General features: G+C 76.3%; 7 protein-coding genes. 5 read left to right on the top strand and 2 right to left on the bottom strand.

Features of this window, described 5'->3' with window-relative positions; all coding sequences use genetic code 11:
- Positions 1–3: 3 nt before the first annotated feature.
- Together E4P41_RS19195 and E4P41_RS19190 are read right to left on the bottom strand one after the other, a co-directional pair.
- Positions 4–4,509: an NAD-glutamate dehydrogenase gene (locus tag E4P41_RS19195; protein ID WP_245177486.1), complete on the bottom strand. Its 4,506-nt coding sequence runs from the start codon at positions 4,507–4,509 to the stop codon at positions 4–6.
- Between the two features lie 205 nt (positions 4,510–4,714).
- Positions 4,715–5,083 (bottom strand): phage holin family protein, encoded by a 369-nt coding sequence (locus E4P41_RS19190; protein ID WP_245177485.1) that lies wholly within the window; start codon positions 5,081–5,083, stop codon positions 4,715–4,717.
- 206 nt (positions 5,084–5,289) lie between these two features.
- Here E4P41_RS19190 and E4P41_RS19185 point away from each other — a divergent pair, with 206 nt between their 5' ends.
- The 5 genes from E4P41_RS19185 to E4P41_RS19165 all read left to right on the top strand — a co-directional run bounded on the left by E4P41_RS19185 (position 5,290) and on the right by E4P41_RS19165 (position 12,568).
- Entirely contained in the window at positions 5,290–6,474 is a 1,185-nt protein-coding gene (locus E4P41_RS19185) for an ATP-binding protein (RefSeq protein WP_135142840.1), read from the top strand.
- 122 nt (positions 6,475–6,596) lie between these two features.
- Entirely contained in the window at positions 6,597–9,188 is a 2,592-nt protein-coding gene (locus E4P41_RS19180; RefSeq protein WP_167761183.1) for a SpoIIE family protein phosphatase, read from the top strand.
- A gap of 66 nt (positions 9,189–9,254) precedes the next feature.
- Entirely contained in the window at positions 9,255–10,181 is a 927-nt protein-coding gene (locus E4P41_RS19175) for an alpha/beta hydrolase (RefSeq protein ID WP_135142838.1), read from the top strand.
- 150 nt (positions 10,182–10,331) lie between these two features.
- Positions 10,332–11,984, top strand: coding sequence for a SpoIIE family protein phosphatase (locus tag E4P41_RS19170; RefSeq protein WP_245177484.1), 1,653 nt, complete (start codon positions 10,332–10,334; stop codon positions 11,982–11,984).
- Between the two features lie 125 nt (positions 11,985–12,109).
- Positions 12,110–12,568 carry an ATP-binding protein gene (locus E4P41_RS19165; protein ID WP_135142837.1) on the top strand — a complete coding sequence of 153 codons (459 nt, stop codon included), beginning with the start codon at positions 12,110–12,112 and terminating at the stop codon, positions 12,566–12,568.
- Positions 12,569–12,964 lie beyond the last annotated feature (396 nt).

Genomic DNA, 12,964 nt, shown 5'->3' with positions numbered 1-12,964 from the left:
GATCTAGCCGGACGACGGCCGCTGCAGCCGCGCCGCGCGCTCGGCGTTCCCGGCCGCCTCGGCGCCGAGCAGCCACGACGGCAGCCCGGCCCGCACCGCGGCCACCGGGGCGGCGAACCGCTCGGTCACCTTCCCGATCGGCGTGGCCTCGTCCGCCGCCAGCTCCGGCAACCGCAGCAACCACCGCGCCGCCCGCTCGGCCAGCCGGGTCGCCTCGGTGCGCAGCTCCACCTGGGTGGCCGCGGGGACGCGGTTGTCCAGCGGGCGGACGGCGTCCCACAGCCGGTCCACGTCGAACACCGCCCGGGCGACCGCGTGCGCCCGCACCACCCCGGCCAGCGGCACCCCGGTCTCCTCGACCAGCCGGAACAGCCCGGTCACGCCGGCGACGTTGACCGCCCGGTTGGTCAGCGCGGTCGCGACGATCTCCCGTCGCAGCGGGTGCCCGCTGACCGCGGCGGGGAAGCGCCGCCGCAGTTCGGCCGGGAAGTAGCCGGCCAGCAGCTCCTCCAGCGCCGGGTCGTCGGGCAGCTCGGAGGCCAGGACGGCGTCCCCGGTCCCGAGCTTGGCGTAGGCCAGCAGCACCGAGAGCTCCGGGCCGGTGAGCGCCTGCCCGTCCCGCCGGCGCTCGACCAGCTGACGGTCGTCGGGCAGGAACTCGACGCTGCGGGCCAGCCGCCCGGAGCGCTCCAGGGCCCTCAGGAAGCGGGCGTGCGCGTCGAGCAGGCTGCGCCGGGACGTCGTCTCGACCGCCAGGACGGCGTTCTGCGCGTGGTTGTCGGTGAGGACCGCGGCGGCGACCTCGTCGGTCATCTCGACCAACAGCGCCGCGCGGCCGTCGGCGTCCAGCTCGCCGGCCTCGACCACCCGGTCCAGCGCGATCTTGATGTTGACCTCGTGGTCGGAGGTGTCGACGCCGGCGGAGTTGTCGATGGCGTCGGTGTTCACCCGCCCGCCGGCCAGCGCGTACTCGACCCGCCCGCGCTGGGTCAGGCCGAGGTTGCCGCCCTCCCCCACCACCCGCACCCGCAGGTCGCGGCCGTCGACCCGCACCGCGTCGTTGGCCTTGTCCCCCACGTCGAGGGCGCTCTCGGTGGACGCCTTGACGTAGGTGCCGATGCCACCGTTGAACAGCAGGTCCACCGGCGCCAGCAGCACCGCGCGGATCAGCTCCACCGGGGAGAGCGCGTCGACGTCGTCGGCCAGGCCGAGGGCGGTGCGCATCGGCTCGCTGACCGGGATCGACTTCGCCGTCCGCGGCCACACGCCGCCGCCCGGGCTGATCAGCGCGGTGTCGTAGTCCGCCCACGAGGAGCGGGGCAGGTCGAACAGCCGGCGCCGCTCGGCGAACGAGGTGATGGTGTCCGGCGTGGGATCGACGAAGACGTGCCGGTGGTCGAAGGCGGCCACCAGCCGGATGTGCTCCGACAGCAGCATCCCGTTGCCGAACACGTCGCCGGACATGTCGCCGACGCCCACGACGGTGAAGTCCTGCGATTGGACGTCGAGGTCGAGCTCGCGGAAGTGCCGGGTCACCGACTCCCAGGCGCCGCGGGCGGTGATGCCCATGGCCTTGTGGTCGTAGCCGACCGAGCCGCCCGAGGCGAAGGCGTCGCCCAGCCAGTAGCCGCGCTCGAGCGCGACCGCGTTGGCCAGGTCGGAGAAGGTCGCCGTTCCCTTGTCGGCGGCGACGACGAGGTAGGCGTCGTCGCCGTCGTGGCGCACCACCCGCTCCGGCGGGACCACCCGGCCGTCGCGCAGGTCGTCGGTGAGCGACAGCAGCGCGCCGACGAACAGCCGGTAGCAGGCCTGTCCCTCGGCGAGCCACGCGTCCCGGCCGGCGGCCTCCGGCGGCGGCTTCCGGACGACGAAGCCGCCCTTGGCGCCGGTCGGCACGATGACGGTGTTCTTCACCATCTGCGCCTTGACCAGGCCGAGCACCTCGGTGCGCAGGTCCTCGTGCCGGTCGGACCAGCGCAGCCCGCCCCGGGCGACCGCGCCGAAGCGCAGGTGCACGCCCATCACCCGCGGCGAGCTCACCCAGACCTCGCGGGCCGGCCGCGGCTCGGGCACGTCGGGCACCTGCGCCGGGTGCAGCTTGATCGCCAGCGGTCCGCCCGCGTAGTAGGTGGTGCGCTGGGTGGCCGTGACCGCGGCCAGCAGCGCGGTGAGCACCCGGTCGGCGTCGAGCGACTCCACCCGGCCGATCGCCTCCCGCAGCGAGGCGACCAGCTCGTCGGTCCGCTCCGCCCGCCCGCCGTCCCGGCCCGGGGAGAAGCGGGTCTCGAACAGCGCCACCAGCCGGGCGACGACGTCCGGGTGCGCGGCCAACGTCGTCTCCACGTACCGCTGCCCGAAGGGCAGCCCGGCCTGGCGCAGCCACTGCACGTAGGCCCGGACGACGGTGACCTGCCGCCAGTCCAGCCCGGCCAGCAGCACCAGCGCGCCCAGGCCGTCGTCCTCGGCGTCGCCGCGCCACACCGCCGACAGCGCCTCGGTGAACCGCTCGGGCAGCGAGCCGGCGAAGGGCAGCTCGCCGGCCGGCGCGGTCAGCCCGAAATCGTAGATCCAGGCCAGCGGCGCGCCGATCCGGTCGATCTCGTAGGGCCGCTCGTCGACGACGTCCACCCCGAGGTGCTGCAGCACCGGCAGGACGTCGGAGAGCAGCAGCCGCTCTCCCACCCGGTACACGGCCAGCCGCGGCTCGGACGCCGGCAACCCGGTCGCGCGCCGCATCACCAGGCCCAGCTCGCCCTCGGCCAGCCCGTCGAGCCGCTCGAGGTCCTCGACGGCGGTCGCGGCGGGGAAGTCCTCCTGGTAGACGGCGGGGAAGGCGTCGGCGACCCGGGCGAACCGGCGCTCGCCGTCCGCGCCGTACCGCGCCTTGAGCGCGTCGGCCAGCTCGTCGGTCCAGCTGCGGACCACGGATGCCAGCGCGTCCTGCAGCGCGGGGACGTCGACGTCGGGCAGCGTGGCCGGGCCGCCGCGCGCCACCGGCGGGCGGACGACGAAGTGCAGCCGGGCCAGCACCGACTCGGTGACCCGCGCCGTGTACTCGATGCTGGAGCCGCCCAGCCGCTCGAGCAGCAGCTGCTGGACCGCCAGCCGCACCTCGGTCGTGTACCGGTCGCGGGGCAGGTAGACGATCGCCGACCAGAACCGGTCCCCCGGGTCCCGGCGCAGGAACAGCCGGGTCTGGCGGCGCTCCTGCAGGTACAGGACGGCCAGCGCGACGGGCAGCAGCTGGTCGGTGCCGACCTGGAACAGCTCGTCCCGGGGGTAGGTCTGCAGGACGTCGAGCAGCTCCTTGCCGGTGTGGCTGTCGGCCGGGACGCCGGAGCGCTCGACCACCTCGGCCGCCCGCCGGCGGACCAGCGGCACCTCGCGGACGGTGTGCGCCGCGGCCGCCGAGGGGAACAGCCCGACCAGGCGGTGCTGGCGGGCGCTGCCACCGGTACTGCCGCCGTCCTCGCCGGGCAGGGTGACCGTCACCAGGTCCAGCCAGGTGCGTCGGTGCACGGTCGAGCGGGCGTCGGCCTTGGTCACCGCGACGAGCGTGGTGCCGGGCGTCGACTCGGGGGCGGTGGCGATGTCGGCGTCGCCGCGGAGCACGCCCAGCCCGCTGCCGGCGACCGGACGGGCCGTCGTCCGGCCGCCGGTGCGCGCCAGGTCGACGTCGCGCGCGCCGAGGAGGACGAAGTTGGCGTCGGTGAGCCAGCGCAGCAGCGCGGCGGCCTCGGCGGGGTCGTCGGCGGGGTCGGCCGGGTGCCCGGCCGGCGGCAGCCCGTCCAGCCGCTCGGCGAGCTCCAACGCCCGGGCCCGCAGCCGCCCGGCGTCCTCGTCGACCGCCCGGACGTCGGCCAGCACGGTGCGCAGCCCGGACACCAGGTCACCGGTCGCCTCGTCGTCCAGCGGCCCGTCGAGGACGACGGCCATCCAGGACTCGGCGAACGCGTCGGACCCACAGGCGCCGGGTTCGGCGCTGTCGCAGAAGGCGCGGATCCGGCCGGCCACGTCGCGGCGGACCACCAGCACCGGGTGGACGACGTGCTCGATCCGGAACCCCTGCCGCACCACCTCGGCGGTGACCGAGTCGACGAGGAAGGGCATGTCGTCGGTGACGACGAGCACCAGCGACCGGGGACCGGCGCCGCCGCGGGCCGGCAGCTCCTGGACCTCGACCGTGGCCGACCCCTCGGGGCGCACCTCGGCCAGCTGAAGGTGCCGGAGGGCGAGCGCGGCGAGGTCGGCCGGGTCCTGGTCGAGGACCTCGACGGCCGGCTCGCTCCAGTAGTAGCGGCGCAGCAGGGCCGGGACGTCGGCGGCGGTGCAGCCGGGAGGCAGCCCGGCGCCGCGGTCCAGAGCGGCCTGGGCGGCCCGCTCCAGCAGGCGGCGCTTCTCGTCGCGGGCCGCCTCGAGGGCGGCGAGCTCGGTCGCGGCGGCGGGGCTGCCGTCGTCCGCAGGGGCCGGTACCGGGATCGCCGGGACCGCGCCGGTGGTGCCGGTCATGGCAGCCGACGCTAGTGGAAGGACCCCGTCCCGCTCACCGTGGAAGGACCCCGTCCTCCCCACCCCTCGCACGCTCGGGGCCGGCCCGGAACCGGGCCGCAGTGGCCCTCCTGCAGGGTCCCGCCGCGAGCTTGCCAGCGGTGGGGAGCAGGAGGGTCCTTCAACCTGCAGGGGCCAGCCTGCCGTCACAACGGCGCGGCGGCGCTCAGCCCCGCTCGGTGAGCTGGTCGGCGACCCAGCCGCCGATGGCCAGCAGCAGCCCGCCGACGATCGCGGTGCCGAAGCCGTCGATCTGCAGCCGGTCGGTGATCGCGGCGGTGAGGCCGAGCAGCGCGGCGTTCACCACGAGCAGGAACAGGCCGAGGGTGAGCACCACGAACGGCAGTGACAGCAGCCGCAGGACCGGACCGACGACCGCGTTGACCACCGCGAAGATGAGCGCGATCCACAGCCAGGTGCCCGGCTCGCCGAGGGGCCCGTCGGGGTTGGGCACGACCTCGACGCCGTCGAGCAGCAAGGCGACGCCGTAGAAGACGGCGGCCATGAGGACGACCTTCACCAGGAACCTCAGCACCCGGCCCACGCTAGCCGCGGATGATCACCATCCCGCCCGTGTCGGGCTGCCTAGGTCTCTCTACCTTCTGCGCTAGATCCGGGCAGAGAGAACTCGACCGAGCGCGGCTCGGGGCCTCCCCGGTGGAAGGTCGCGGGCGTGACACGCGCTAGCCCCTTCTACGCACCTCTACGGTGCGGGCTAGACGGAGCCATACCGTGGTCGACATGGACCCCGTGCGGAACCCGTACGCCCCCGGCGCCGGGCAGCGCCCGCCCGAGCTGGCCGGACGCGACGGCGAGCTGTCTGCGTTCGACGTCGTCCTGGAGCGGATCGCGCACGGCCGCCCGGAGCGCTCGCTGGTGCTCACCGGGCTGCGCGGGGTCGGCAAGACGGTGCTGCTCAACCAGCTGCGCTCGGCGGCGATCGGCCGCGGCTGGGGTACGGGGAAGATCGAGGCGCGGCCGGACCAGTCACTGCGCCGACCGGTCTCCTCGGCGCTGCACATGGCGCTGCGCGAGCTCCGCCACCCGGACCAGGAGTCGATGGACGCCGTTCTCGGGGTGCTCAAGGCCTTCGCGCTGCGGCAGGCGGCGGACGCAAAGGTTCGCGACCGCTGGCAGCCCGGCATCGATGTCCCCGCCGCCGGCGGTCGGGCCGATTCCGGCGACATGGAGATCGACCTGGTCGAGCTGCTCAGCGATGCCGCGGGGCTGGCCGCCGACGTCGGCAAGGGCGTGGCGCTGTTCATCGACGAGATGCAGGACGTCCGGGCCGACGACGTCTCGGCGATCTGCGCGGCCTGCCACGAGCTGTCGCAGCAGGGCGCGCCGCTGATCGTCGTCGGCGCGGGGCTGCCGCACCTGCCGGCCGTGCTCTCGGCGTCGAAGAGCTACTCCGAGCGGCTGTTCCGCTACCTGCGCATCGACCGGCTGGACCGGCCCGCCGCCGACCGGGCCCTGCTCGCGCCCGCCGAGCGGGAGGACGTCACCTTCGAGCCCGAGGCGCTCGACGCCCTGTACGCGGCCGCCGACGGCTACCCGTACTTCGTGCAGGCCTACGGCAAGGTCACCTGGGACGTCGCCGCCGCCTCCCCCATCACCGCCGCGGACGTCGCCATGGCCGCACCCGTTGCCGAGGCCGAGCTCGCCGTCGGCTTCTTCGGCTCGCGCTACGACCGGGCCACCCCGGCCGAGCGCGAGTACATGCACGCGATGGCCGAGCTCGGCGGACCGAACGGCCACGCGGTGGCGACGTCGGAGGTCGCGGTGTCGCTCGGCCGCAAGCCGGCGTCCCTCTCCCCCGCCCGGGACTCGCTGATCAAGAAGGGGCTGGTCTACTCCGCCGAGCGCGGCCAGATCGCCTTCACCGTCCCGCACTTCGGCCGCTACCTGCTCAGTCACCCCGACTGAAAGAGGACCCCCCTGCCCCCCCACCGCTCGCAAGCTCGCGGTGGGACCCGGCAAGGGGGCCAAGGTTAGCCTTGCTCCCGGCCATGGCCGGCCAGCAGGACGGACCCGTCGGGGAGAGCGCCATGAAGGACGTCGGACCCGCCCGGGACGCGGCGGGCCCCCACCGCGCGACGGGGGTGAGGACGCCTGCCCGGCTCGCCGCGGTCCGGGCCAGCGGTCTGCTGGACACCCCACGCGAGGAGCCCTTCGACCGGCTGACCGCGCTGGCGGCCGAGCTGCTCGACACGCCCTTCGCCTTCGTCACCGTGGTCGACGACCGGCGGTCGTTCTGGAAGAGCTGCCTCGGGATCCCCGCCGACGGCCCGCGGGAGAATACCGTCGAGGAGTCCTTCTGCCAGTACGTCGTCGCCTCCGGGGAGCCCCTCGTCGTCGGCGAGACCCGCGCCGATCCGCGGACCGCCGGCAACCCCTCCATCGAGAGCATGGGCGTGGCCGCCTGGCTGGGCTACCCCGTGCACGCCCCCGGCGGAGAGGTCCTCGGCACCTTCTGCGTGGTGGACACGCGCGTCCGCAGCTGGACCGAGCGGGACCAGCGGATCGTGCGGACCCTCGCCGCCGCCGCGTCCAGCGAGGTCGCGCTCCGGGTCGACCTCGACGAGCTGCGAACCTCCTCGGCCCTGCAGGTGGCCCGCTTCCGCGCGATCGCGGAGCAGACCACCGACCTCGTCGCCATGGCCGACGCCGACGGCCGGGTCACCTACCTCAACCCGGCGGGACGCCGGATCGTCGGCCTCGCGCCGGACCAGGACCTCCCCACGACCGCGGTCGTCGACGTCCTCACCGCCGCCTCGCGGGACCTCCTGCGCAGCCGCGCCGTCCCGGCCGCCCGCGAAGTGGGCGCGTGGGCGGGAGAGCTGGAGGTGCTCGGCGCCGACCGGGAACCGGTGCCGCTGGAACAGGTCCTCACCGCCCACCGGGACGAACACGGCGACATCGCCTTCTACGCGGCGATCGGGCGCGACGTCCGGGAACGCCGCCGTTACGAGGCCGAGCTGCACGCCGAGCGTCAGCGCTACGAGACGTTGGTCGGGCAGGCCCCGGTCGGGATCTTCCTGGCCGACCCCCACGGCCAGAACGTCTACGTCAACGACGGGCTGGCCGAGCTGGTCGGCCGGCCGGCCGTCGAGATCGCCGGTTCCGGCTGGGCCGACCACGTGCACCCCGACGACCGGGCTGGGGCGGCCGCCGGCTGGGCGGCCGCGGTCGCGTCCGGGCAGGAGTGGCTCGACGAGTACCGGGTCGTGCGGCCGGACGGAACGGTCCGCCTCGTGAGCGCCTCGGCCCGGGCGCTGCACGACGCCGCCGGCGGGGTCACCGGCTTCCTGGGCACCTACACGGACGTCACCGAGCAGCGCGACGCGGAGCGGGCGCGCCGGACCGCGGCCGCCGAGCAGGCCGCGCGCCGGGAGTCCGACGCGGCCGCCGCCCGCCTGCAGCAGCTGGCCCGCGCGAGCGTGGAGATCAGCGCAGCGGTGACCACGCGGGAGGCCCTCGAGGTGCTGACCCGCACCGCCCGCGAGCTGATCGGCGCCCACCGGTCGGTGTCCAGCGTGACCGTCGACGAGGACTGGTCCCAGGCGATCACCGCGGTCTCGGTCTCGCCGGAGTACCGCGCGTGGGAGGACTACGGCGCGCTCCCGGCCGGCTCCGGCATCCACTCGCTGGTCTGCCGGGACAACGTCCCCGTGCGGCTGACCCAGGAGGAGCTGGAGCGGCACCCCGCCTGGCGCGACTTCGGCGCCCACGGCGGCCAGCACCCGCCGATGCGGGGCTGGCTGGCCGCGCCCCTGGTCGCCGCCGACGGGTCCAACCTGGGTCTGGTGCAGCTGTCCGACCGGTACGCGGGCGAGTTCACCGCGGAGGACGAGGCGCTGCTCGTGCAGCTGGCGCAGGTCGGCTCGGCGACCCTGGAGAAGGCGGAGCTCCTGCGCCAGCAGACGGCGGTCGGAGCCACGCTGCAGCGCGCGATCCTCGGGCCGGTCACGCTGCCGCCGGGGTTCGCCGTCCGCTACGAGCCGGCCACCAGCGGCCTGGAGGTCGGGGGCGACTGGTACGACGTCGTCCCTCTTCCGGGGGGCCGGTACGGGGTGGTGGTCGGCGACGTCGTGGGCAGCGGGCTGGCCGCCGCCGCGGTCATGGGGCAGCTCCGCAGCGCGGTCCGGGCCCTGCTGCTGGAGCACGGCGCGCCGGCACGCGCGCTCGCGGCGCTCGACGGCTTCGCCGAACTGGTGCCGGGCGCCAAGTGCAGCACCGTCTTCTGCGCCGTCGTCGACCCGGCCACCCGGACCCTCCGCTACAGCAGCGCCGGGCACCTGCCCGCGATCACCGTGGACGCCGGCGGGACCCCCCGGCTGCTCGACGAGGCACAGTCGCTGCCCCTGGCCGTCGGCGCGGTCGCCGCCCGCCGCGAGGCGGAGGCCGCACTGCCGGACGGTTCGGTGCTGCTCCTCTACACCGACGGGCTCATCGAGCGGCGGCACGAGAGCCTCGACACGGGGATGGCCCAGCTGACCGCGCTGCTCTCCGCCGAGCGGACCCGGCCCGTGGAGACGCTCGCCGACCTGGTGACCGAGCGCCTGGTGGGCGCCCGGCACGACGACGACGTCGCTCTCCTGGTCTACCGCGGGGAGGACGACCCGCCGCCGGCGTGCTGACGACGCGGCGCCCTCGAGGGCGGGGCACGGGCTGCGACCTGTGCGCCGTCCGGGCAGGGTGGGGCCGTGAGCGACCCCACCCGGAACCCCGAGCTGATCACCGTGCCGGTGGAGGGCGGCGAACTGGCCGCGCTGCACTGGCCCGCCGACGCGCCCGGCGCCCCCATCGCCGTCCTGCTGCACGGCATCACCGCCAACGCGATGGCCTGGGCCCAGGTGGCCGGCGCGCTGGCCGGCGAGTTCGAGGTGGTCGCCCCCGACCTGCGCGGCCGGGCCGCCTCCGCCGGCCTGCCCGGCCCGTACGGCATCGAGGCGCACGCGGCCGACGTGGCCGCCGTGCTCGACCGCCTCGGGGCCGACGACGACGCCGGGGCCGAGGCCGCGGTACTCGTCGGGCACTCGATGGGCGCCTTCGTCGCCGTGCTCGCCACCGCCGGGGCGGCGCGCGACCGCGTGCACGGCCTCGTGCTCGTGGACGGCGGACTGGCGCTCCCCCAGCCGCCGGGAGCCGACGTCGACGCGATGCTCGCCGCCCTCCTCGGCCCGTCGCTGGACCGGTTGTCGACGACCTTCCCCGACCTCGCGGCGGTCCGGGACTTCTGGGCGCGGCACCCCGCGGTGGGCCCGTGGGTCGACGTCCCCTCGGTGGCCGCGTACCTCGCCCGCGACCTCGTCGGCGAGCCGCCGGCGCTGCGCAGCGCCTGCGTGCCGGAGGCGGTCCGGGTGGACGGCGGCGACGTGCTGCTCAACGAGCGGGTGCTCGAGGCCACCACCGACCTGCCGGTACCCGCCACCCTGCTGTGGGCCACCCGAGGTCTGCTCGACCAGACGCCGGGCCTCTACGACGAGGTGCGGCTGGCGCAGCTGGGGCTGGAGCCGAGCGGGATCACCGCCCGCGAGGTCCCCGACACCAACCACTACTCGATCCTGTGGGCGGCGCAGGGGGTCGAGGCGGTCGCCGCCGCCGTCCGGGAGGCCGGCGCGGCGGGCTGACGCGGGCCGGGGGACGCGCCACGCCGGTGCGACTTGGCAGGCAGACCGCGCACTGTCACGATCCCGGCACGCTCCACGCCTGCGGGACGGCGCAGGGGTGCGCTCGAGGGTGGGGCCGCGGTCAGCCCGCCGAGGGGGGTGGTCCGCGTGGTGACCCGAGGACCGGGCCCCCAGCCGCCGCCCCGGACCGCCGACCTCGCCGACGGGGTGCTGGCCACGATGCCGGCCGCGCTGGGCTGCCTGGATGCCGCCGGGCGGGTCGCCCTGGTCAACGCCGAGGCCGAGCGGCTCATGGGCCGACCCGCCGCCGACGTCCTCGGCCGGCCGGTGACCGAGGTGTTCGCCGCCGGCACCGCCGCCGCCGTGGCCGCCGCCTGCCACGGGGCCGTGACCGGCGGCGAGCCGGTCTCCGTCGAGGTCCCGGACCCGGCCGGGGGCGGGGGCTGGTCCGCGCTGCACGCCTGGCCGGTGGCGGACGGCGCGGCCTTCGCCTTCGTCGACGTCACCGCGCGGCGGCTCGCCCAGGAGGAGGCCGAGCGGGCCCGGCGGACCGCCGAACGGGCCGGCGCCCGGACCGCGCTGCTCGCCGCGGTGACCGGTGAGCTCTCCGGCGCCCTGGACGGCGAGTCGGCGCTGGGCAGCCTCGCCCGGCTGGTCGTCCCCGCACTGGCCGACGGGTGCGTGGTCACCGTCATCGACCGGGAGGGCCGGGCCCGCGACGTCGGCTCCTGGCACGTCGACCCGGCCCGGCGGCCGCTGCTCGAGCGCTACGCCGCGGTCCGGCTGGACACCCTGCCGCCGGCCTCACCCGTCGCCCGCGCGCTGCGCGCCGGCACCGCGGCGCAGGAACCGGTGGACGCCGTCCTCGCGCTCATGCCCCCCGGCCCGGCCCGCGGCCTGCTGGAGACCCTCGGCGCGCGGACCGCCGTCGTCCTGCCGCTGACCGCGGACGGCCGGCCGGTCGGCGTCCTCACCCTCTACCTCGACCCCGGGCACGCGCTGGACGACGGCGACCTGGCCGCCGCCCGGGAGGTCGCCGCGCAGGCCGGGCGCGCCGTCGACCGGGTCCACCGGCAAAGCCAGCAGGCCCAGCTCGCCGAGGGCCTGCAGCGCAGCCTGCTCACCGACCCGCCCACCATCGCCGGCGCGCAGGTGGTGGCGCGCTACGTGCCCGCGGCGGAGGCCGCCCGCGTCGGCGGGGACTGGTACGACGCCTTCCTGCACCCCGACGGCGACCCGGTCGTGGTGATCGGGGACGTCGCCGGGCACGACACCGCGGCCGCGGCGGAGATGGGCCAGCTGCGCGGCCTGCTGCGGGGCATCGCGCACTACAGCGGCGCCGGTCCGGCCGAGGTGCTGCGCGGCCTGGACGCCGCGATGGCCGCCATGCACCCCGGCACGCTCGCCACCGCCGCGATCGCCCGGCTCGAGCGCGGTGGGGCGCTGCTGCGCTGGGCCAGCGCCGGGCACCCGCCGCCGCTGGTCGCCGACCCCGACGGCACGGTGACCGTGCTGGCCGACGGGTTCGGCGACCTGCTGCTGGGGGTGGACCCGACGGTGGTGCGGCGGGAGTCCGCCGTGCCGCTGCGGCCCGGCGCGGTCGTGCTGCTCTACACCGACGGGCTGGTGGAGCGGCGCGACAGCGGGGTCGACGAGGGCGTCGCCCGGCTGCGCAGGTACCTGGCCGAGCTCGCCGGCCGGTCGCTGGAGCGGCTCGCCGACGAGCTGCTGGCCCGGATGCTGCCCCCCACTCCCGAGGACGACGTCGCCCTGGTGGCGATCTGCGTGCAGCCCCGCGACTGAGCGGTCCCGGACGAGAGCCGCGTCACTCCGAGGGGTCGGAAACCACCGCGGCACGGTTGAGCGCGACACCGCGTGGGAACCCCGCGTGCGTCGGAGACAGCGACGGACGGGAAGAGGGCAGGGCAGTGGGTCGACTCGCGTGGCCGTTGCGTCCGCTACCGGACGGCCGGGGCGAGCTCTGGCGCTGGGACCTCCAGGCGATCGCCGAGCTCCCCGCGGCGCGCGCCGTCCTGCGGGCGCGGCTGGACGGCGTCGGCTTCCCGCGGGACGAGGACGACCAGGCGGCCGAGCGACTGATCCTGGCCTTCGACGAGCTGGCGTCCAACGCGCTGCGGCACGGGCTCTGCCCCGTCGTGGCCACGGTGATCGCCGGCAGCGGCGGCTGGCTGCTCGACGTGAGCGACCGCGACCCCGACACGATGCCGACCCCGGCCGTCGACCGTGACCCCGCGCAGGGCGGGCTGGGGCTGTACCTGGTGGCCCGGCTGTCGGTGGCCCACGGCTGGTACGTCGACGAGGAGTGCAAGCACGTCTGGGCCTGCCTGCCGACCAGCATCGACGACCGCGAGCCCGCCTACAGCTGACGCCCACGTGCGACGACGGCCCTGGCAGCGAGCGCCGGAGCCGTCGTCGTCGTCGTGCGCCCGGGGCGGCGGGGAGGGAATCTTCGGCGCCGACCCGGGGCGTCTGGCGGTGTGGTCGTGGCCGGTGGCGTGCCCGAAGGGTCCCCGCCGGACGCGACGGTGGTGCTCAGCGCACGTCGGGGACGGCTCCTGGCCGCGGTCCGGCGGAGCGGGGGCCCGGAGGGTCCCCCGACGACGGACGGGTGGGGCTCATGCCAGGCCGGGAACGCCTCCTGGCCGCGGTCCGGCGGAGCGGGGGCCCGGAGGGTCCCCCGACGACGGACGGGTGGGGCTCATGCCAGGCCGGGAACGCCTCCTGGCCGCGGTCCGGCGGAGCGGGGGCCCGGAGGGTCCCCC

Source organism: Geodermatophilus sp. DF01-2 (assembly GCF_004571065.1).
In the GTDB taxonomy this organism is placed as follows: Bacteria; Actinomycetota; Actinomycetes; order Mycobacteriales; family Geodermatophilaceae; genus Geodermatophilus.
This window is presented reverse-complemented; position numbering and strand designations above follow the sequence as displayed.

Coding starts and splice junctions, on each gene's coding strand:
- E4P41_RS19195 (WP_245177486.1), bottom strand. CDS start 4,509: ATGACCGGCACCACCGGCGCGGTCCCGGCGATCCCGGTACCGGCCCCT.
- E4P41_RS19185 (WP_135142840.1), top strand. CDS start 5,290: ATGGACCCCGTGCGGAACCCGTACGCCCCCGGCGCCGGGCAGCGCCCG.
- E4P41_RS19180 (WP_167761183.1), top strand. CDS start 6,597: ATGAAGGACGTCGGACCCGCCCGGGACGCGGCGGGCCCCCACCGCGCG.